The organism is Legionella longbeachae, assembly GCF_004283175.1.
In the GTDB taxonomy this organism is placed as follows: Bacteria; Pseudomonadota; Gammaproteobacteria; order Legionellales; family Legionellaceae; genus Legionella; species Legionella longbeachae.
In genome coordinates, this window is record NZ_RXNW01000022.1 from 1 (window position 1) to 22,650 (window position 22,650).

Here is a 22,650-nt window from a genome sequence, read left to right on the forward strand (position 1 = left end):
CTAAAGATCCATATAAAGTTCCTAGCCAAAGATTTTCATAAACATTTTGAAAAGAAGATAATGTTATTTGTTGATCTAAAACCAATTCATTTGATTTTTTATATTTCATGTCAGGGAGTAGCCAATAATTTAAGACGAATTTAGCACTCTCGATAATACTGACACTTCCATTGATATGATTGACACTAGTGATCGAATTAAAGTTATAAGAATTATTTGATAAGAAACTATTTTCCAAAATTATTCTTTCTTTGTTTACTCTTCCAATAATGTATTGAATTGGTATCAAATCGTTTTTATTTACATTATTGCTAACTAGTTCTTTGTAATATTTTTTTATTGTTAACAATTGTTGATAAATTATTACTCCTGCACTGTGAATCATAAGAGATTTTTTATCTTTTAAATCATATACATCAATATGTTTTTGCCACTCATCTAAGTTGAAATTGGGATTAGTTGGTGAAGGTATTTTACTCTTTCGTAAGTCTTGTAAAAAATCTTTACTCACAATTTTCCTTACTAAATTTTTTCTCCCTTAAGTATAGTAAGTTTTTATAGTTATAAAATTTTGTTTAGCTCTTAAATATATATCCATGATGGAATTAATAAATGCAAAAAGCCGAGGAAATGGGCATGCAAATCCACTAAATTAATCCTTACAATGAATATCGATTGCAAAAATCACTACAGTCCTGTCAGAAATTCTAATAAATAAGAAAAATGAGCTTTGATTTATGCACAAAGTTTATAAACTATTTTGAATTAAATCTAAAACTCTAGCTTTGCCTCCCTCCTTTATCACATTGGGTGTTATTAAGCCAAATAGCTTGTGCCTCTTCATCTAGAATGACCGGCATCCGATGATGCTCGGGCATCATAAAGGGGTTTTCATCGGTAGTAATCAGGCAACAAGAATGAATTACTTCTTCATACTGCCAGGTATCCCAAAGAGCGGCTACAGCCAGTAAGTCATGATTCTTTTATTGAAAGACATAAGGTTGTTTGACATCGTCCTTCTTGGTGCCATTCATAAAATCCACTCATGAGCATTATGCAACGGTTGGATCTCACCGCATTTCGAAATGCTGGTTTTTCAAAAAGAGTTTCGGCACGTGCGTTAATAAGGCTTCCTATTTTTTTTCTATCCGTTACCTAAGAAGGAACAAGACCCCCAGCGCAATAACATACTTTGAACTTCATGAGTTTGAGTTTCTACAAGACACACCAATTCAGCCCCTGGTGCAATATTGAATCGTGGGGTAATTTCAACCTCATTAGTGAGGTGCAATTGGTATTTTAAGGTCTCATAAGAGGCAATAAAAGCAAAACGACCGCACATAGTTTTATCCACTCTTTTTTTTAAAAGTGTAGCTTATTTTCTCACAAGCATTGGGCAATAAAGAAACATATAACTAACCTCTATTTTTATATAGGATTTGACAGAATATAAACAGACTTATCCACAGAAATTGTGTATAACTTAAGAAAGGAGTTTTGATTATCGTAAGCAAATAAACTATATAAAACAAGGAGCTTGAGCACTAGATGATTGTGATAAGTTTATTTAGTATGAAAAATATCCACAGGATAAAAGGGGTATAAGAAATAAATACCTGGCTATTTTAAACAAACCCCAAATAAAAAAACAGTCTTGACTCCAACTATTTTCTTCTTTTTTACTGTGATAATACAATGAACAATTGCTATAGTGATTTCTAGTATATGACGGATAATTTTAATAAGAGAAATCCTATTAAATTTATCCCACTTCCAAATCAAGCTCTCTTTTAATGAGATTTTGTTCAATAGGTAGTGAATTATTTTTCAGACTATTTTTATCCAACAATCGGCTTACCTCCAAGTCTTGGTTTATTTTGGTCACATCAAATGAGATAGATTTATTAAAATTGGGCTTGGCTAAATCATGAGGTTTAATATAATCTTTGAGTCTAAGGGCCTCTTCTTTTAAATTAGGAACTAATAATTGCTTTTGTATTGCTCCAACCCCTTTGTTTAAAAGTATATCATTCCAATCAGTTTTGGATTTACCTGGTAGCGCATCAGGAAATAAAGCGCTGGCCTCAATCCCATTTGCCTTTAAGAGCTCAATCGCATTACAAACCATCTCTTTCGACTTGGAATTACTTCCATCATTATCAGCAGCCAATATCACCTCTTTGGGCTTATATTTTTGAATTATGCCACTCATATTTTTAATATTAGAGATACCAAAAGAGATTAATACCGTAGCCTTTCTATCGGCCATTGCAACAAATGCAGCAGTTTCTGGGCCTTCAGCAATGTACAATCTAGAACCTTTCATGCCTTTTTGGATTAGACCTGCACTTCCCTCAATAATTCCTTTAGATAATTTAGCATTTTCTAAAAACACATTTTTCTTCGCTGTTTTTGCATCAAGATAAATACGTTGTACACCAGTGAGCTCCCCGTGTTTATTTCGAGCCGCAAAAAGAAGAGCAGGTATTTTATTTGTTTTTTGCTCTAATGTTCCTTGTTCATTGTAATTTGTCCATGGAGCGCCTGCTGGCCAAAAACGTGCCTCAATTTCTTTAGCATGATCAATACCTCGATGTTTCTTTAAATAGCGCTCAGCTATCGACCTTTTAATTGGAATACCACCATTCCATATACTTTGTGCTGCACGAATTTTATTTTCCAGTTCTTTATCATCAGGCAATGAATAATGTTTCTCTAAAGTAGGCTTTGCTTCAATAGGATAATATCCAAGTAAATCTGACGCTTTTTTTAAAGCCTCTGGAAAAGGAATATTGTGTTCTTTCATAATTGCTTGTATCGGTGAACCGCCAATGCCATCACTAAAGTCGTACCATAAACCTTTGCTTTTACCTTTTAAGGTCACAATTAAGCCACCACCGTAACGTAACTCTTTTGCACTTTGTAATTTAGGTTCACCCCATATGGCCTTGTAAGTTCGTTCGGGCTCCACCATCAGCGCTTCATTGATGGTCTGGGCATCTAATTTTTTTGATGTCTTATCAAACCGTTGAAGGTGCTTCGATGTGACTGAACGAGAAGGTGCAGTTATTGCATCTAGATTGTAATCATAGAGTTCTGCAAGCTCCTTATTAATTTCATTCACGCGGCTAACATCAAGCCAACACTCTTTCAATGCCCACTTATAAGTTTCATGATGTGCTACACGCTGTATTTGTTTTCCTAATTGTGCCCAATTATTTTGCCAAGCCATAACCTCTTCCTTTGAATCATTGTCATGGATTGAAAGAAACTGGTTGGCATGCACTTGAAGTGCTTTATTTAATTGTTTAAGCTCCTTTAGTTTAAGTTCGTGTTGTGCGCTATGGGCCAGTATTTTGTCTTTATTACCTCCTTCAACACTCAAAATGGAGTTAATAAAAGGTGATTTTGCGAATTGATAGGCTAAAGCATCCCGAGCTGCTGAATGGCTCATCGCTTTCTTAATTAATCCGTGCTGTTGTGAGCTCTGATTATTTTGATGTACCTCTTGCCATTGTCTATAGGCATTTTTTCCTTCCATTTTATAATGTAAAAAAATTTGGTAACTCTTACGTTCGGCTAAAGACGAATTCCTTAACCGCTCCTGTCGTTCCGCGACTTGACCGTATTTGCTAAGTAACTTTGGGCTTAAACTCGCTTCATGAATGAAGGGATAATGTCCTTTTATATCTTCTTTAATGCGTTCAATCACTTCCAGACGTGCTTTAAAATTACTGGTATTTTGAACAAAACTCTGTATGTTTGCTCTATAGGCATGTTTCTCTTTGTGTTGCCCCAGCTTATCCCTATCCAGTTTAAAATAATCCAAAACATCATTAACGTGCTGATGTTGAAGTAATTGTTCTGCAAGCTTATTGCGCTCAATTAAAAGCTCTTGAGATACATCGTTTAAAGCATTAGGATTTTTTAGCCCCCCTGCCCAATGCATTTTTAATTGTATTTGAATTTTCTTATAAGATTTTGCTTTATCAAAAGCCTCTCTTGCCAAGGGGTTTAAAGCTTCTCGAAATAATCGGTCACGATGAATCTGGGCATCTTGATGAATTGCTTGCCAAAGAAGTTGCGGTTTTTGATTCAGACTTTGTGCATGACTTAAAATTAAAGGATGTGCTAATTTTGCTTCACGTTTGATTTGTACTGCAAGAAATTCTTTTTCCTGCCCTTCGCTATTTAAATAGGCAACTACTTGCTTTCTTAACCCATCCAATTGGGCATGCTTTGATAAATTTTCCAAATTTTTGACAGCCGCTTCCTCGCCCTGTCGGTATTCATGCTGTGGCAATCCAATTCGATTCAGCTCACCAATTGAATAGTGTTTTAAATAAGGCTTAAAGCGTTCCAAATCCACTACAATCATTGCTGCAACTTGATTACGTTGCACGGTTAACGCATTTAATTCCTTTTTGTTGGATAGCACAGAATGGCTTATTGTTTTATGTTGCGTCTTTTGCGCAATACGTTGGTTTAAAGCAATGTATTGGCGTACTGTGGAAAAAGCGTACCTCTCAGAAGAATCTAATGAATGAAAAAGTTTGGAAGTTTGATAACGCAGTGCATCTGCTCGATAAGTCCCAGATTTAAAACCAAGACGTTCTTTGGCTAAGAAATATAGCTTTGAATCATACACAATATCATAGGCTATTTTTGCAGAAACAGGCGCTTTGTTCTCTTGTTTACTGTGCAAATAAGCTGCGACTTTTCGTTCTAGGTTATTCCATTCGGTTTCTTTAGTTATTTTTTTCTCAACAACCTCACGAAGATTCAATCTGCTTTTAAATCTGGTCTCGTGTGCTTTAAGCGTGTCGGAAGATACCATTTCCAAAGCAGATGATTTTTCAGCATCATTACAGGTAATTGCTTTGACCATCGTATCTTTGTCATCGGTTACTACAGTCATTGACTCAATAGCGCGCGTAATTTCCACATAAAAATTTTGAATGGTCGTAGAAAATCGATTAAAACTTTCAATCAACCCAATACCTCGCTTTTTATCCTTTCCCTGTGCTGCATAAGTCGTTAACACATAACCATGGTCTAAGTGTTTAAGCTCAGGGGCATCAAGGCTTAATTGAATGACTTTTTGATTATCCTGCACTACCTCCATCAAGTTTGAAGTAATTGCTTTAATCGTACTCAGCTCAGAATTACGTATTCCATGGAGTTCACTGTTTCGTTTCCACTGGATTTTATCCCCTACCATTAATTGTAATTGGTCTTGCTGATACACCTCGATGGGACGCTCTAAATCTTTTTGGTGGGTTTTAAATTTAGGTAGTGATGCCAAGGGCAAAGTAACTGATGTGCCATTAGCGCGTTTTAGTGATAGGGTATTTTTTCTTTTATTTTGATCACTTAATGAATTAACTGAAAGATAATCTCCTGCTTGAATACGATAACGTGGGATAGGAGTATTAAAACGAATCACATCTTGTGATGAATAATACATGGAATTTCTTAATTGAATGCTGGTTAGATTGCGCTCTTTAAGGACGGCTTGCTGATAAGTGGCCCCTGTAAGCTGCCCCTCTTGTTGTAATGCTTCCCGTAGAATTACGGTAATATCATGGCGATTACGATGAGTAGGCGCAAAACATAAGGTATTATCACGTTCTGAAGGCGTTAAAGACAACCAAAGCTTAGCAATATACTGAACTCGCTCTAAATAGGTTGCCTCTGTATGAACATGTGTTAACTTCTCTACAGCATCATACACTTCTCCACGACTGGCATGCAAAGCCGATTCTTTAAGTTGCTCATCTTTTTGGCGTAGATTATCGGTCATCGTCACCGTATGAATGCCATAATCTTGAACTACTGAAAACCAACGACCACTCGATGGTGAAGGAAGTTGGGCTTTATCACCAATAATTTTTAATTGTGTATTAAATTGCTCAACAAGTTTTATGATTTTATGGCCTTGAGGGTTAGACAACATCGAAGCTTCATCAACCACAAAAATAGTTTTACTTAAATCTTCTTTTTGTTGTTGTAATCGGCCTAACTCTCTTGCAAAGGTAGTAGCATCTAATCCTCCCTTTACTGAAAGCTCATGTGCTGCAGAAGATCCTGCTGTAATGCCGCGAATTGTATAACCTTGCTGAGAAGCCAGTTCATTGGTAAGGCGTAACATCGTTGTCTTACCCGTACCCGCATAGCCTTGAATCGCGATGTAACGATCTTTGGTTGTTAAAAAGCTTATCATGGCCTTTTTCTGAGAAGCAGATAAAGAAAACTCTAATTCATTTTCTTTCGAGTGAATAAATTCCGAGGCCTTTTGTTTCGAGCAAATAGAATCAATCGCGTTTTTACCCTGCTCAATACAAGCAATCGATTCACTTTCTAAGGTCAATTGCCATGGAGTGGTTAACAAATGTTTTTTCGTATAAGGATGAATGGCCTCATATAAATTTTGTGTTTTAATCTGTTCTTGGATTGCTTTATTGATGAATTCTTCATCAATAATATGATGACCAGCAATACTGTATTTTAATGCCTCTTTTTTTAAAGTTCGCCAATCAAAAACAGCTTGTTGCTGGCTAACCGATTCAATAGCCACATAAACAGCCTGTTGAGCTTGCTGCATTTGGCGCTGCTCTTTATTGTAGAAGCATTCCATTACCCGCTCTTTAAGGGTTTTCACTAAGAAAGTGTTGTTTTGGGTGATTGTGGTTACAAAATGATGCGGATCAAATTCATGCTCATGGCATTCTTGTAAAATATCCTTGCGCCAGCTATCTATATCAATCAGCTCCTTATCCATTTTGGTTTTTTGTGCCGCAATAGAAGAAGCTTTAGAACCAGACCACCCTTTTTCTTCCAATAATGCTTCAATGTCTCCACGGCGTTTGGAAAAATGAGTCATTAATGCTTCTGGAACCCCTTTAATTTCCCAAAGACCTTCATGATCTGAAACTAATTCATACCCTAATCCCTTCACTGTATTAGCTAATTTATTACGAAATTTAAGACCTCCATAGACTTGATGTCTCATAATTTGCTCAACAACCCCTTTATGTCCTTCCATATCGCTTGCAAGAGATCGCCATTGACCATCCTGGCAATGGGTCATATTGTGCACCACTAAATGAACATGGGATTGAGGATCATTAGCGCGGGAATTGGGTTGGCGAAAGGCTGCAACCACAAGATTTTGAGTATTAACGTACTCCACCTCTCCATCAACAACTTGGCGAGTTTGCGCAAACTCTTTTTCCATTTCGGATACAAACCAATCAACAGTATCATCAAGAATTGGTGCAAGCCTGAGATCTGCACCTGTTTCTAGTAAAATAGAAAAAGATTTAGGTGCGCTCACGGTCATATCAAAACCCGGGCGATGGTGTATTCCATCTTTATCTACTCGGCCTAATTGCCGACCATCAGGCAAAATGCCTTGAAGCAACGTCAACATCTGCTCTTTATCTACAGTTTGGCCATTAATACCCAACTCTTTTGCACCACTGCCTAACCAGCGAATACTTTTAGAATCCTGCGCATAATAATTCACTACATCAAGGTAATACGAAGCAGCTCCTTCTGCACTCTCCAACGGTTGGATGCTTAGCATAGAGCCTCGTAATTTTAGGTTATAAAAAATCCATGACTTCTTTTTCTGTTACCGCTCGCTGTTCGTTCAATGTTGCTTCATGTGTACAAGCCAAAAGCGGATCGTTGTATGTATCAATTAACCCCTCTATATTTTGGCGCAAAGGATCAGATTCAAGGCTACGAGCAACAAACTCTGGATTCTTGATAGGATAATCAACATACTTTAACTGCACATGAGCGGCAAGAAATTTGCCTTTAACGCGCAAGTAACCTTCCAAATCATTGAGCTCTTGAATTTGACTCGGCAATACCAAACGTTTCTCTTTAATTTGTCTTGAGACTGAAATTCCATCACGCATTGTATTTGCTCCATAGCTGATGGACTCATTAACCTCATCAATTTCATAGCTTCCGATATTGCGCGATGCAACTTCTGCATCATCGTGTTCTGGTAAGCGCAAATACAATCGTGTGGAACATAGGTTAGATAATATGGAAGCCCCTTCACGTCCATAAATTTTACGTAATTGAGAGGGGCCATGATGTCCTAAAATAAAACAACCACCAAATTTGCGACTCTCTGATTTCACCGACTCTAAAAAAGGCAAGGCATGTAAGGTAGCCAGCTCGTCTAATATAAACCAGATGCGCCGATTTTCATCAGCAGGCATTCCCAATATTTCTTTAGTTGCTGTGTTAATCCATGCAGAAATTAATGGTCTCAATGTAGGGTGTTTGCGTCCATCAGAGCTTACAAAAAGAAAGTTATTTTGTTGTTCATTCAAAATCCAATTACGTATTGAAAACATCTCACCCTCTTCTTGCAAATACACTAATGATTTAAGGTAGGTAGCCATCACCGTTTTGACATTTAAAGCTGTTTTTTGCACTTTAGTAGAAACTAACGACTCTGCTTCAGTATGTTTTAATAAATCATAAATACGGCTTAAATCAGCGGTTAAAAGATATTGCAGTAACATAATATTCGAACGTTTAGGATTGTTTTTCAACTCATTGGCTGTGGAAACAAAAATCATCCGCGCTGCATTGACCCAAAAGGGATCCATGGTGTTATTAATTGGCATCGGCATTAAAGCTTCTGCTAAAGCCTCAAAATCCGCTTTATCCTCACATTCTGCCCAAATATTCCAAGCATGGCCTCGCGCATCTAATGGATTTAAAATAACATCCTTACCTTCTCGGTAAAATCGCGATAAATAGGTACCCCCTTTATCATAAATGATGGCACGTTCTCCTCGCTCCCGAATAATGTTTAATAACTCCCGAATCGCTACCGTTTTCCCTGAACCCGTAGTACCTACCATTTGAATGTGTTGCGTCTCTGAACCGTGAGGTAAATAAATACCTGCCACAGGATAAGGAGAAACTTGGGCTTTTTCTTTAATTTCTTTCTGTAATTCTGCTGCCTCAACAAGTTGGCTTCCACGAATAACTTTGGTTTTACTCTGATGCTCTCCTCGCCTTTGTAACCATTTCACCAGAAACACCACACTTAATGCCGCGGCTACTAATGCATCAATGCAACTTTTTAGAAACGCTTCAAATAGCTTTTGATTATTTGTTTTAATTAAAGAAGAATGCACTACACGTTCGCAAAATAAAGAATAAGTTTCACCAGTAGGCATCTTTACCTTAATTCTGGCTTGATATTGAACTAACAAAATCAGCTCAGATTTAACGTAGATGACGCCTAAATAGCGTTGATACGAGCTGGTATGCAGCATAAAAAATAACGGTATGGTCAAAACGATTATCAGGATCATCGCTAAAAATACTTTTTTACCTACTTGCGTAAACATTCGCACGTTATGTAAAAAGAGTAGACCACCTCGAATAAATAATTTAGTTGGATTTTTTGCCATGTACTTCTGCCTTTCATTCAAGATCCAGGTTATACTGAAATTCATAAAAAGGAGTTTTCCATGAGACAAATCCATTCACTCTCTGAGCTGTCCTTAGCCGAACGAAAAAAAGTTCGCTTTGTTGCAATTGGTATTGGTCTTTTAACCTGCTTCATCGGGATAAGCATCTTGTATTGCCTAGATATTTACCCATTCACCGATCGGCCAAAAGATTTTTTTGCCATAAGTTGTTTGGTTTCGATTGTTCCTCCTCTCTTTTTGTTTGCTTTAGGTTACGCATTTGGTGATTTCACACAATTGATGGATTTAGGCTATAAGAGAGCCTATGAACCCAATTGTTATTCCCCAACAAACACCCAGTATTGGGGAGACCATGAACTTCATCGCATTACATCTTCATCCTCAAGCCCATCGATGAGCATTAATCCAGCTTCAGGTTTACCTATGAGTGGAAGCTCAGGAATGGATTGTAGAGGTAATCCTTTTGGCTCAAACTCTTGGACTTAATTCATCCCGATCATTCACTATATAGCGCGCTACTTTGTAGCGCCCTGCAAAGAGGAATATTATCTTGGTGTATAGATGGAATCATTATGAATTGTATTAGCCGTAGCTTCTTTGATATGGTCTCGAAAATAATTTCGTACAGTGAATAAACGCTCACTTTGTTCTTGAGTAGGTATAAATACCGTAGACGCTTCAAAATCGACAACATATTTCTCTATCCTAGCAAGCAATTCGGCTTGCAACTTTGGGTCATATCCATATGCATCAAATTCTCCTTGGATCTGAGCTAAAGTTATATTTTTATATCCTCCAGAAACAGGTCCTCTGCATCCAGTAATAGCAGGAGGATTATAAACAGTATCATTATATATGTAGGCGGAGACATTTTTGAGCAAAGAATCATACTGGGTTTCGAATAAGCCGAAAAAAGTGGGTTTGAATTTTGATTTTAAATGATCTCTATAAGATGCTTTCATTACAATTCTCCTATGTATTAGGCATTCGTATTTGTGCCCTAATTGGGGATGAAAAGAATAACAAAAAAACATTAAAAAACCATCTCAATTATTCAATCTGGCCATCAAAAACACATATAAGGTGCTTCCTCAGGCTAGCGAATTTTATTTTTCACTAAAAAAACTTAACTATTTTGAATACTAAAGATTTATTTAATATTTGCCTCAGTAACAATCACCCCTCGCATAACCTCTTCCCCACCCTTAATTAGAGTTTGATTACGAGCTTTAATTTCTTGATGCACATAATTCCTATCCTGATCCACTTCCTGACGTGCTTTGGTATCTACCTGCCTCACTGGGATTGATTTGGCTTGTTCTTGAAATGCTTGGTTGTATTCTGAGCCCTTTGAGTCAACTTGATTACGTTCTATATATCCTTGATTTTTTTGATACGCATGTCGTATTTGGTTTTCATCTATAGGATGCTGCCGTTGAAATTGGCGTACAGATTGAGCCGTTTTCTCAGTCACGTATTGTCTGGCATAAGCTTGCGCCATTTCTGGATCGTGACGAATCATCCATTCAGCTTGTTGAAGCCCTATAGCACCATGACTATTTGGTGCGCGATGTTGTGATAACCAATCTATAAATCCAGTTTGAGCATCCAAGTTAATGGATGCGATTTGTTCTTGAGCTAAGATGGCTTGCTTATGGTACCCTTCTGATTGAGTGAGGCTTGCTTGAGCCTCTTCTCGGTAATGCATAGATTTGTCGTATCCAGTACTAAAGCTATCGGCTAGTCGAGCATTGTTATCATCAGAGGTTCTAAAATGGGTGTCTTTTGTAGCTTGCCGTGCTTGATTAACGACATCATTAAAATGATTTTCTTCAGTAAAACGTTGTGCTTCATTCACCAAATGTGCTTCTTGAGTTGAATGCGATTTATCTCGTTCCCATCGTACATTCCCATTAACCTCGAGCCCTCCTTTAAATACTTTAAAATTACCCCCTACACCTGCAGAAGCACTACCGCCAATACTGGCCGCAGTAAGCACCTTAACTGCTTCATCATGGGAAAGGTTGTGATCCTTTGCAAAATGATCTACTAGATTGGATACCTTAGAGGCTGCTTGATTAAACCCAGAAGAATTAGAAATACTATACCCATCTCCACTTTGTTCGGTATGCATTTGTGTCTCACCAAGCTCCACTAGACTGCGAAGTGATGAGCCGTATTGCTCCGATGCTGCATTTGATTGAGAGTAGGCCGTTTGTAATGCCTTATCCGACATTTGCGAAAACGCTGTCCGTGTACTTTCCCCCATTTGAATGTTTAAGGGGGTATGTGATGTGGCACTAGCCATACTCAAGGTTTCACTGCCATTTCGTGCCATGCGGGCAATAGAGCCCCCCTCCAGACTGGTTTCCACATTACCCATAGAAATACGCGCGTTTTGATCTTGGTGATAGGCATTCGTATTAAAACTGTGTTGATTGCCCCAACTGGTATTACCATAATTGTAATTTCCAGTTTGTACTTCCTCAGCTGCGGAAGTCGCCGCGTTGCTAATTACACCACCGCTTTGTTGCGCAACACCAATCAATCCATCAATACGTCTGCTAATCAAGGTATAACTTAAGCCAATTGCAGCAAGCTCCAAATAGCCACCCACAGCCGCCAAATGTTCATACATTTGATTCATCCCTGTTTGATAGCTCAGTGTTGTTGCCCCGTTCGATGCAAAAGAAAGAGAAAATTGTGCCACAATAGTCATGATGTAATTAATTACAGTGGCGATAGGAGCCCAAAGTGCAAGCCAAATATATAACGTGATATAAAACTGCAAAAAGGAAAAGCCAAAAGGAAAGGGGATAAAAAACAACACAAAGATGAAACAACCGATCACAATACAAAATACAACACTTTGGATAATGGGTAACCAATAGGCTGACATCAATCCAATGTTACTTAAGGCAGCAGGAATTTTTTCAGAAGCCCTGCTTTGTGAAAAGCTCTCGATGGCTGCTTTTGAATTAAGGCGAGCCCCCATTGCAAATACTCCATCGCGGATGGCATTAGCCATCATATTTTGACGAATAATACTGGCGGCATCAGACGATAAATTCGTTAAATGTTGATAGGCTTGAGGTAAATATTTTTCAAAATTGGCTAAGGTATCGGTACGATTACCAAAGGCAAAACCCGCATATTTTGCTTTAGCGTCAGCAATTACACTATTCCAAGCATTATCTAATAAGGAAGCGGCTTCGATACATGACTTAAAAGAACCATCGTAAATAAATCCTCGGGCAACGGATGCGTTTTGTTTCACTAAAGTCCAAATATCTGCTGCAGTATTGAGATCCTTTAATGTATAGCGCCCATACATCAAATCATAGAAAACACATTGCTGCATGAATTTTTGCATGTTGGCATTAAAGCTGGGATCGGTAATTTTAATTTGGCTGGCTGATAAGAAAAGCTTTGCCCCCATGATCATCCCCGTTTGGCTATAATTCATATCGTTGGGGGAATGAAAAAAAAGCTCAAAGGTTTGGGTGATACGAGAGCTCAATTGCGAGCTAATACTTCCTAAAACACCTAAAATTAACGGCACATTATCTACTGATAAGTTACTCAGCGGATCGGTGCGATCATCAATGTGTACGGTGCATTTCGGGGTTAAAATAAAGGCTATGGCAAAGGTATAGTTAAGTAAAAAAAGAAACATCCGTTTGGCATCTCGAAAAACAATAAAATGAACTACAGTGACAATACCCCCCAGAGCAACAGCAGTTTTAAATAAGCCAATAATTCCCGCATACTGAAACATACCGGCTACAGAATTATAAAAAGCACGAATTAGCTCACCGCCCGTAATTGTGTAAATTGGTAGAGTTACGGCCATAATATCCTCATCTTAATTGATTCGCCCAACTAAGCGACTGTGAAAGCTCCGAAGAAAACTCCCCCACCAACATGCGTTCTATAGTTTGTGTTTCAGTAATCATTTGCAGGGTTCTACTCATACGCTCGTGAGCACTGGTTTCAACATGCAATAACTCTTTGCGAGCTTCCGTTAAATCTTGTTGAAATTCGTGCATCAAACTTTGAGGATAAGACTGAGTATTAACCGCCTGCTTTACCAGATGCAGGCTTTCACCTAAGTATTGAAATAAAATGTCAATTGCGATTGCTTCAGAATAACGCGTCACATCCATCATGGCGCTGTCTTTTACAAAAGCAAGCTGAACACTGACCATTTTCATAATAGGATATTGGGTAGCCTCAATAAGCCCCTTTACCACCGCACTTTGCTCCACATTTTCTTTGATGTTTGTTGCCATATCCAAAATCAATTCACGGACTTTGGACTCAAGGCCATGGCTTGCGTCAATCGATACTTTACTTAAAGCGGGTTGTAAGCATTTTATTGGTTCATCACAGTGATAAAGAGATACTTCTCCGCCACGAAGAAGTGTGATTAATAAATTTTTATTGGCTATTAATGAGGGTAACCGTTGAAAGTGCACGCCACTTTTATCACGCGTAATGATTAAGGTACCAGACAGACTCATCATGAGCTCAGCCAATTCTTTATCATTGGAAAATAATCCGTTTTTCTTGAGTGCATTCCAAGCCAGATTGGTGTTATCGATGACTTCATCATTACTGCTATTCTCATCAATCACCCGATCGTAATCGTAATTACCAGAACCTTTACCACAACCTTGGCGTGCTTCAGCCCAATCGGAAAAAATATTTTTAGCTTGACCTATATTCTGACAGGCATGTTGTTGTGCTTGGCGTGTTCGTGGCCAAAGTCCTAGTACGCCACTTTCTGCCGTCTGACACGAGTTTAAATTGGTTTGATTAATCCAGGTCGCCACGTTTTGCATTTTGGTAGCAACATTCCCTAAAAGTGGCGTGGCTTGCTCTAAAGCCAATTGAAATGCCAAACCTTGAGAGTTATTTAAAACATTTTTGGTAAAATCAACAAACTCTCTGCCTTTAATGTGAGAAAATCCACCAAAGGTTACATCAATACCGCCACATCCAACTGAGATTTTAGGCCAATTCACCCGCATAAATTGCACGTTGCGCACGGTGCTTCGCGCATAGAGGCTTCCACCGGTATAAAATCCGGCACGTTGTGCTTGATAAGCATGCGGTTGAGTGATGTTTGCCCCCATATTTAGTGCATTGAAATAATGATTTAAATCCTCACCTATATTTTTAGCCTCTACCTGAAAAGCTAGAAAGCAAAGCACAACCAAGGTTTTTTTCATATGTTACCTCTGTACTTGCAAATGAATGATTTTCAAAATTCTCCGTGATAGCTCTTCTTCCTCTAAGGCTCCTTCTGTAACTAAAGCAGCTTGTTCTTTGTAGGGATTTATTAAAAAAAGGGAGGGCAATACCGTAACCTGAAATTGATTCTTTTGTCCTTCATCCAATTCGGCATCAGGAAACGAAGGCAAATAGCCCCTATCCACAGAAATCGCCAGTACTTTAAAACCATAGTGTTCGCTAAATTCTTTGAGTACCGGTGCAAAGCGTTGACAATAGGGACAACTGGAGCTGTAAAAGAAAAATAAACCTTGTTCTTGTGCGGCATGTTTCAGAGTTTCTCTATCATTTGCTAAAGACCAAGAGGAGTAAAAAAGACTGAGAACTAAAATCAATATCTGTTTAAGACTCATAAGTCGCTCCTGATTGAAAGGATAGAGTAGCCAGAAATAGATTTTCTTTTAACTCCGATTGGCTCACTAAACCATAAGCTATAGGCATCATGGTTTGTGTGTAGGGATTCATAGCAAATACTGCTGGAACATGTTTCACCTTCATTTGACGTGCTAAACTTAAATCCGTTTGAGAGTCTGGAAATAGAGGTGAAAACTGTGCGCCCATGGCTACTGGAATTAAGCGCATGTGATGTTGTTTTGCAAAATCACGGACGACTTCAGCCATTCGTTCACTATAAGGCTCACCTCCTTTATAAAAATAAAAGAGACCGGATTTTTGACTTATTTGCGCAATGACTTTTTCTTTTAGTAAGCTATTTTGCTCATGGTATAAGGTTCGTCCGGCACTGTTATTGGGATTGGTTAGATTTTCATCCATCTCGGGGTGAAGAAGTAGATCAAGCATCCAACGCTCAGAAAATAAATTGGCTTGTGCCACCATCAAGCGTTGCATGCGTCTTGCCTGAGTAATGTTGTGTACGCTAGGATTTAAAATAGCACGAGCTCGTGACTGTTCCACCATTTGCCCTATCAATTTCCAGGTTTTCTCAGGATTAGATTGGGATAGCTCAGGAGTGGCTTTGAGTTCTTTTTTTTCTCTTTCGACACACTCATTGTGCCAATACCACCCTTCTTCATGGTGATTTAAAAAGTGTGACGCATGAACTGTATTAATACTGAGTAAAAAAGATAAAAACCATTTAGCCATTGACTTCTCCCTGCTGGTAAAAATCATTGATTCGCTGACTAATGCCTTTGGTGGTTTTTTGCCAATCCGGTTGTTTTTGTTTATCTTGAATATCTTGATAAAATTCTGAAAAATCAATTGATTCAAAATGAATCAATTGTAATTGTTGGGGGGTAATACCTACGCAATTGGAGTGTTTCCCATGGCCAAAATCGATATGTAACTGTTTGTAACGTCCTTGTTCTTGAATGATCCGAGCCAATTTAGACTGAAAAACACAATAAGTTTTATGAGTGGATTTGCATACCGAACCTATTGGTAACTTAACACGTTTATAGCAATAGCTGCCTGTGGCGACCACCAATTTATTTTCTTTGGCTTGGCCTAATTGCTTTTCACTATCGGTGCAATGAGCCAAATTTAAATCAATGCCCCAGCCTGAATCGCGACAGCAGTTTTTAAAGCCCATCATATCATCAGAGCATTCCAATTTCTGGCCTTTAAAAAGAAAATTGGATGCTCCATTAAACTCTTGAGGAGCTTGCGAGGCCGCAGACAAAGCAGCAATAGCTTTTTTAAAATCTGCATCGTTTGAGGGTTGATAGTCATGAGCACTGCAATTGCCATCAAGACAAAAGGCCTCTTGACCACAAATAAGTTGATTGTCTGTACATTGCTTTATGGGACATTGAAATCTCTGCTCAAAGAGCACACATTTGGACTCTTGTTGTTCCACACACCTAGAATTAATTTGATCACAACCTTGAGCTTTTAAAACATCACAGGACTCTGTATTACTTTGACCACATTGATACACCGCTTTCTTTTTCCAACAAGCGCGAAAATAAGAAAGTTCACCAATGATACGTTTTTGATTGGATTCAATACATTTTAATGCTTCTTTCAGATGACAACTGCCTTTTTGTTCTTGCTGAACTAAACTGGTACATTGATCATCCCAATATTCTTGTCCTTGATAGACCTCCCAGGAAAGATTTACTGAGTGAGTATAAGGAACCTGACAGTAACCTAAACGGCATTTGCCTACAGATAAAGTAAATGAGTTCTTTTGGCATGTAGGTTTCTCTTGAAGTGTTGTATACCCCTTGCTATCGGAAACACCTAGTTTCACCATGGTACAATCCGCATTCAATGCAGAAGGCAAGGCCTCCTTGCCGTCTTTATACAAAATGTAGCAAGGAATTATTCCTTGTTTGCAGGTGTTAGGCTGTGACCAATTCACTTGCATCTTATAAGATAGTTGATGCTTCGTGGCTCGAAGATACAGTGTGTATTGTTCCGTTTTATGATGAAGCAAATCAATATGCAGTTGTTGGATACAACTTAGAGTACCAAGTTGCTTTCCGACACGACACGTTTTTTCTTGCCATGAATACTGACATTGTTTGGGTTGTAAAGAGCACTTGGTTTGTTGTGTATCTTTTCCCTGCATGATTTCATCGCCATGTTCTGCAATTTGGTTTAGTTGCTGCATTCGAGCCGTTTGCATGTTCATTTGGTAATATGGAAGCTGATTAAAACTTTGTTGTACTTCTTGATTTAACTCATTGGGTTTTTGAGCATCTGCTTCTAATCGCGTACCTTGTTGCGTTACTCCTTGATAGTAATTTTCTTGGGGTACATGAGATTCATAACCAGGAAACTCGGAAAGATTTAAAGACTTTAACAACTCAGTGGATTGATTCGCATGAGATGTTGCCGTTTGTGAACCCTCTTGATAGGCCTTATTTAAATCAGCAGCCCAAACCGAAAAAGTCCAAATACTCATTAGGAATACTATTCGCTTCATCTCTTACAGCCCCTTCATTTTTTGCAATGCATATTCTAAAGTCACATCGCCATAAATTTTGTTAAAAGAGACTTCTTTACATCTAGCCTTTTTAGGACAATAGTGGTAGGACTTAATCGTGACCACTGAAGGCACTTGAGTAACACTAAAGATTTGAAATAAAATAGGATCAATCTGTACACCCATACCGGTTTTTTCACTTAAAACGGATACTCTTTGTAAGGTATCCTTAAACGAGTTATGAATTAATCCTCGAATTACTGGCGTTGCCCCTTGTTGCTTGCACTGCTTAAGCCACACCTCCAAACTTTGCTCAGGCATTGAAAAAGATAAAAATACCAAGATGTGTCCCACTTTTTGTAAATGATCCTTAATTGAATCTTGCCGAAAATTACTCTGTGCTATGTGTTGCACCTCATTGGTGTAACGATTGGCATTAGCAATCGATTGTTCTTGCAGTGCACGAATCATCATGTTCTCTTCTTGAGATTGACTTATAGATACCCAACACGTTAAACAAATTAAAAATAAAGTACGCATCACAAACCCCGCTCAAGCACAACAATTACGTTTGCGCCAAATCAAATACCCAAAATCTTCTCCTTTATACGGATATTCATGCCCTGCCTCCCAAATCGAAGTCGCCCGACCTAAGGGGTAACATGCGTGCGCCGTGGGTAGAGGATTCACCATCTGATAGCGATAGCGAGACTTAGGTAAAATGGGAGCATAATGCTTATGGCAAATGGATTTATTATCAGCACCACTGCTGTCTTCCACTAGACCTTGGCGATGCATCTTATAATTCATCCGCTCAGATAAAAGGACTGAAGCCTGAACCCCACCGACATGTTCTTGAACATGTCCTGTTAAGGGATACATACTGCCTTGAGCGCCAGCACACCAAAACAACTTATCGATAGGACTACTTATTAATGCGGTACTGGCATCTAAGGCACACGCAGCTTGTGCAGACAAACTGCCAAATAAAGCGGCTTCAGGATTAATGATGAACCCTAACTCATCATCATTCCACATCGCATCGACTTCAGAAGGATAAGCAATATCAAAATCGCCATGCTCCACACAAAGACCATCAGTTAAAATATTTAGCCAATACAACAAGGGAAAACGATACCAATGCACGTGATAAAAAGATTGATTAGATAGGTGACTACTGGTTTCAACACCGCCTTTACGATAATACTGTCCCATATTTAAAGAAATACCGCCTAAATTCACCAAACAAAAAGGAGTTCGTGTTACATCCACCAAATTTACAGGCTCCCAAAAACCAATGGTTAAGCCAATTCGCGGCAATGGATTTCCTGGACATTCACAAATAGGCAAATTAGGATTAGAGGTATCTGGTAATTGGTTCGAGGAAAATAATTTTTGGCTTCCCAGACTTAAAGGAAACAGGCATGACCAGCACACATCGGTGATAGGGTTCACAAAATGTCCCTGGCAAGAACCTGCTTGTACCATACCTGATAAGAACACCGCACCTAACAATGAAAACCATCTCATAACTTCACCTCACGAATTTGCAGGCGATTTCCATCTTGCTTTATTCGGGCAGGCAAGGCCCTTATCTGAAACTTATTTACTAAAAAGCCATTTAAATCAAAATACACTGCTTGTTTAAAATAATGAGTTGCTGATTTAATCGAACCCGAAGTTAAAATTAATTTGACTGCTTTTTTCTTTTGAACTTGTTGTAGCACCCAGGCACATTGCTCATTATCGTCTCCATTAAAAAAGAGCAAGGTACTGCTTAAATGAATACGCTCTAAAGGATTAATGATCGTGTCCTTTTTAACCAGAAGATGCCCTTGGGTATCCCAAACATCAAAAGGTGCGGTAAATGAAGGATCATACAGATACGTTTTATCCTTTAGAGCACGCGGCAAAGAATGTGATGTAGGACGCTCTAAATGGGCAATAGCCTGCTTTTGAAATCGAGTTTCAAGTGTTTGCCATTGTCCATTGGCTTGCATCGCTTGAATTTTTTTCTCGATGTACTTTAAAAAATCCTCTTCCAGGATAGTATAAGTTTGCCCAACCACACCAAAATCACGTGCTTGCGCCATAAAACAAGTCATAATGCCCATTAATAAAAAAACAAATCTCATCACTTAAGGCTCCAAGTGCATGAGGTTCCTTACCTGGTTCGTGCAATCCTTTGCTCCCTTTAGAATGGCTTCCTTGGGAACTATAATGAAGTGCTTATGAGCATGAACGAGCTCACCAAGCGCGTGTTCTAATTGAAAGGAAAATCGTTTCACTGCTTGTTGTTTCTCTTGTGGTGACAAATTTTTTTGCGCTTCTTGTTTGATAAAAGACTCTGTAATTACAGCAATATCAACGGTGACTATTTCTGGAGCCGATTGCTTATAAAACAGAAAAATCCAAGTAATTGTCCACACACAAAGACCTATAAACAGATTTTTAGATGTGCTCACCATAAACCTCCTTCGCAACGTGGTTAATGGCTTCAATTAATGAATATCCTTGTGTCCTTAAGCGCTTAATCGCCTCAACTTCCGTTCCGCGTGTCGTATTTAGAACTCGCGAGAAAGGATCAACAATCAAACGATGAACAGTCAATTGCTCCTCGCACATCAGTAAAAACTCAGAATATTCTTTGGTGATTTTTAAACTTCGAAGGAGGCGCTCCCCATAAGCATCCAATTGATTGCTTTTCTTTAAGACATCGATGGTACTTTTAGATGCACCGAGAAATATTTTGTAATAAGCATTGTCGTAGCACATTTTAGCAGTGGAATTATTCTCATAGTCATCCAAACCATGAGTAATAGTAATAAAATTGCCTCCATATTTAGGCGCACGTCTATAGCCTTCATTGGCAAAATTAGCATTACCTCCCTTGCCGTCATCAGCTAGCAAATCATAAGCTTCATCAATCAAACAGGTTTTGGGAATGTGCAAAGGCTTGTAATACATGACATTGATGATTTGATACATCAATATTTTTAAGACAATACGCTGTAACTCTCTGTTGCCATCCAAACCACCTAGCTCCAAAATGACCAAATTTTTATGGAAATTAAGCGTACATGGAGGTTCAAAATAAGTACCGTAACGTCCATCTTTTGTATAACTGTATAAAAGCCTCCCCAAGTTTTGAGCAATGGGATCTTGATGACTTTCAAGATAGTGAGCAATTAAAGTGATGGTCGTTGCATTTTGATGCCTACGCCACATAAGCTCAATGGCCTTTTCAATATGATGGCGTTCTTCATCGCTAATCAATCCAGAGGGACGCGCCATCATACCTACCAATTGGATTAATTGATTATGCACCTCTTTAAACGCACTGTCGTTTTTAGATGCTGCATCGATTGTTGAAAAAAGATTAAGACTTAATGCCCGTTCATGGTTAAAATCAATAAGCTGTCCGTCTAAAATTTCACACGATTTAGCATAAGAGCCGCCTACATCAATAATGTACACAAAACCACCTTGAGAAAGCATGCTTTGAATGTAGTCATTCATTAAAAAGGACTTACCTTTGCCTGGTGGGGCAATAATGGCCACATTAAAATTACGAACCACATTGTCAAAGAAGTAAATACTGCTGAATTGGCCTCGGCGCTGCGGGTAAATTTGTGCAAAACGCCCTATTCCTTTCCACTCACCTTGAATAGGTAAAAGGTTCACAGTATTAAAGCTGGTTAACGCTCTGACACGACCAAAAGCTTTATAATCATCAAATAGACCTTCAGCCGGTGCAAAAGGAAGAGATGCCAGTAAGGTTTGAAGCTGCAAACCCAATGGGCTTCGTAAATCAAACTGATTGGCACGAAACACATCTTGAGCACGGCGGACATCACGGCGTAATTGTTCGGGAGTGGTAAATAAAATAACGTTGTAAAAAGAATCAACCAGCGAGTCATCACTACTTAAACGCTCACGAAGCTCCTCAATTTCCGCATATTTTTTATTAAAATTCTTAACCCATTTGGCAATAAAGGGTTGTTTTGCATTTTGACCTTCATCGGCGTATTTTGCATCCAAAAGGGCCATCACTTTTTCCTTGTCTTTAATTTTTACCGCGAAACTAAAGAGAAAAGGACAGGTGATTTGGAGTGCTGTATTAAACATTTTTCCAAACAGATCACCCATTTGCCATTGCATAGGGGCTTTCGGATATTGTCTTACTGAAAGACATTTAATCGCACCAACACCGTCTTCGCGCTCGATTTCAATATGATTGACCTTCACCCGCATCCGAGCCTCAATATCAGTAATTTGAAAGCGTAACTCAGTATTAGAATCGTAGCGTAACTCCTCGGAATACAAGCTTTGTGATGGATAGAGCCATTCTCTTTTTAAGCTTAAAATGGTATCAACCGTTAAGTGCATACACGCAATATTGGCTGATCTTAAATTATTAGTGATGTCTTCACGTAACACGGTAAGCAATGTGCGATCTTCATCCAAGCTCTTACGTGGGACCGAAACACACAAAAACAGGCGAAAATCACGCAACATAAAATGACTTTCTCGAGTCAATGAACCATAAACTCCTTCTCGATAAAACTGAGCTCGGCGTTTCGCTAATTCATTGAGCACCTCGGAGCCTTGGCTTCGTTGACGCTCCATTTCATCAATCATAGGACCAATTTTGGGAGAAGCCCAAAATAAGGTATGCAAAATACTTTCTGGAGGCAGAATATCCGTTAAGATACTGGTGAGTAAATTGACCGTTTCTTCGCTCGCCCCAATCAATGTACTGCACTCAAACATCATATGAGATGCCTGTTGGTAAGGATAAATGTCATTTTCTACGTCATATACTTCATCGGGTAAATAGTGGGCAAGACTGTAGGCTTCAAATAAAGCATCAATAATTGGTGACTGATCTTGATCTGCAAAACCCAATTCATCCCGTACTGTTTCAAAAAAACTGCTGGTTACAGAACTCCATTTTGAAACTGTTTTTTTCAAGGAAGCAACCATTTA

Annotated in this window: 18 protein-coding genes; 1 reads left to right on the plus strand and 17 read right to left on the minus strand. The window is 38.6% G+C overall.

Translation table 11 applies throughout. The annotated features are described in order from the left end of the window. The 6 genes from EKG34_RS17060 to traD form a co-directional block, all read right to left on the minus strand. Positions 1-511, minus strand: a 511-nt coding sequence (locus tag EKG34_RS17060) for a hypothetical protein (protein WP_130560098.1), incomplete at its 3' end; no start/stop codon positions are given. A 268-nt stretch (positions 512-779) separates the two neighbouring features. Further along, a complete protein-coding gene (locus EKG34_RS19055; RefSeq protein ID WP_396426637.1) occupies positions 780-968 on the minus strand; it encodes an SOS response-associated peptidase family protein in 189 nt (62 codons plus the stop codon). A 4-nt stretch (positions 969-972) separates the two neighbouring features. Next, complete coding sequence (locus tag EKG34_RS19060) at positions 973-1,137, minus strand: SOS response-associated peptidase family protein (RefSeq protein WP_396426638.1); 165 nt, start codon at positions 1,135-1,137, stop codon at positions 973-975. 7 nt (positions 1,138-1,144) lie between these two features. After that, the gene (locus tag EKG34_RS19065) at positions 1,145-1,342 is read right to left on the minus strand and encodes an SOS response-associated peptidase family protein (protein ID WP_223800024.1); all 198 of its coding nucleotides are present in this window, start codon (positions 1,340-1,342) and stop codon (positions 1,145-1,147) included. A 420-nt stretch (positions 1,343-1,762) separates the two neighbouring features. Further along, positions 1,763-7,588: a conjugative transfer relaxase/helicase TraI gene (gene traI / locus EKG34_RS17070; RefSeq protein WP_080619782.1), complete on the minus strand. Its 5,826-nt coding sequence runs from the start codon at positions 7,586-7,588 to the stop codon at positions 1,763-1,765. 19 nt (positions 7,589-7,607) lie between these two features. Continuing rightward, a complete protein-coding gene (gene traD / locus EKG34_RS17075) occupies positions 7,608-9,452 on the minus strand; it encodes a type IV conjugative transfer system coupling protein TraD (RefSeq protein WP_080619781.1) in 1,845 nt (614 codons plus the stop codon). A 60-nt stretch (positions 9,453-9,512) separates the two neighbouring features. Here traD and EKG34_RS17080 point away from each other — a divergent pair, with 60 nt between their 5' ends. Further along, positions 9,513-9,959, plus strand: coding sequence for a hypothetical protein (locus tag EKG34_RS17080; protein ID WP_080619780.1), 447 nt, complete (start codon positions 9,513-9,515; stop codon positions 9,957-9,959). Between the two features lie 59 nt (positions 9,960-10,018). Here the strand turns inward: EKG34_RS17080 and EKG34_RS17085 are convergent, their stop codons facing one another. The 11 genes from EKG34_RS17085 to traC form a co-directional block, all read right to left on the minus strand. Beyond that, a complete protein-coding gene (locus EKG34_RS17085) occupies positions 10,019-10,435 on the minus strand; it encodes a hypothetical protein (protein WP_080619779.1) in 417 nt (138 codons plus the stop codon). A gap of 188 nt (positions 10,436-10,623) precedes the next feature. Next, positions 10,624-13,326, minus strand: a complete 2,703-nt coding sequence (locus EKG34_RS17090; RefSeq protein ID WP_080619778.1) for a conjugal transfer protein TraG N-terminal domain-containing protein — start codon at positions 13,324-13,326, stop codon at positions 10,624-10,626. 7 nt (positions 13,327-13,333) lie between these two features. After that, positions 13,334-14,707 (minus strand): conjugal transfer protein TraH, encoded by a 1,374-nt coding sequence (locus tag EKG34_RS17095; protein WP_080619777.1) that lies wholly within the window; start codon positions 14,705-14,707, stop codon positions 13,334-13,336. 3 nt (positions 14,708-14,710) lie between these two features. Next, positions 14,711-15,121: a conjugal transfer protein TraF gene (gene traF, locus EKG34_RS17100; RefSeq protein ID WP_080619776.1), complete on the minus strand. Its 411-nt coding sequence runs from the start codon at positions 15,119-15,121 to the stop codon at positions 14,711-14,713. After that, entirely contained in the window at positions 15,111-15,872 is a 762-nt protein-coding gene (traF, locus tag EKG34_RS17105) for a type-F conjugative transfer system pilin assembly protein TraF (RefSeq protein WP_080619775.1), read from the minus strand. The genes traF (EKG34_RS17100) and traF (EKG34_RS17105) overlap by 11 nt, the downstream gene beginning before the upstream one ends. After that, positions 15,865-17,661, minus strand: a complete 1,797-nt coding sequence (gene traN, locus EKG34_RS17110; RefSeq protein ID WP_080619774.1) for a type-F conjugative transfer system mating-pair stabilization protein TraN — start codon at positions 17,659-17,661, stop codon at positions 15,865-15,867. The genes traF (EKG34_RS17105) and traN overlap by 8 nt, the downstream gene beginning before the upstream one ends. Before the next feature lie 3 nt (positions 17,662-17,664). Continuing rightward, a complete protein-coding gene (gene trbC, locus EKG34_RS17115; protein ID WP_080619773.1) occupies positions 17,665-18,201 on the minus strand; it encodes a type-F conjugative transfer system pilin assembly protein TrbC in 537 nt (178 codons plus the stop codon). 12 nt (positions 18,202-18,213) lie between these two features. Then, positions 18,214-19,191, minus strand: coding sequence for a conjugal transfer pilus assembly protein TraU (gene traU / locus EKG34_RS17120; protein WP_080619772.1), 978 nt, complete (start codon positions 19,189-19,191; stop codon positions 18,214-18,216). After that, complete coding sequence (traW, locus tag EKG34_RS17125; protein WP_080619971.1) at positions 19,188-19,796, minus strand: type-F conjugative transfer system protein TraW; 609 nt, start codon at positions 19,794-19,796, stop codon at positions 19,188-19,190. Before traW ends, traU begins: the two co-directional genes overlap by 4 nt. Before the next feature lie 3 nt (positions 19,797-19,799). After that, positions 19,800-20,129, minus strand: coding sequence for a TrbI F-type domain-containing protein (locus EKG34_RS17130; RefSeq protein WP_080619771.1), 330 nt, complete (start codon positions 20,127-20,129; stop codon positions 19,800-19,802). Next, complete coding sequence (gene traC / locus EKG34_RS17135; RefSeq protein WP_080619770.1) at positions 20,113-22,647, minus strand: type IV secretion system protein TraC; 2,535 nt, start codon at positions 22,645-22,647, stop codon at positions 20,113-20,115. The genes EKG34_RS17130 and traC overlap by 17 nt, the downstream gene beginning before the upstream one ends. Positions 22,648-22,650: the final 3 nt, after the last annotated feature.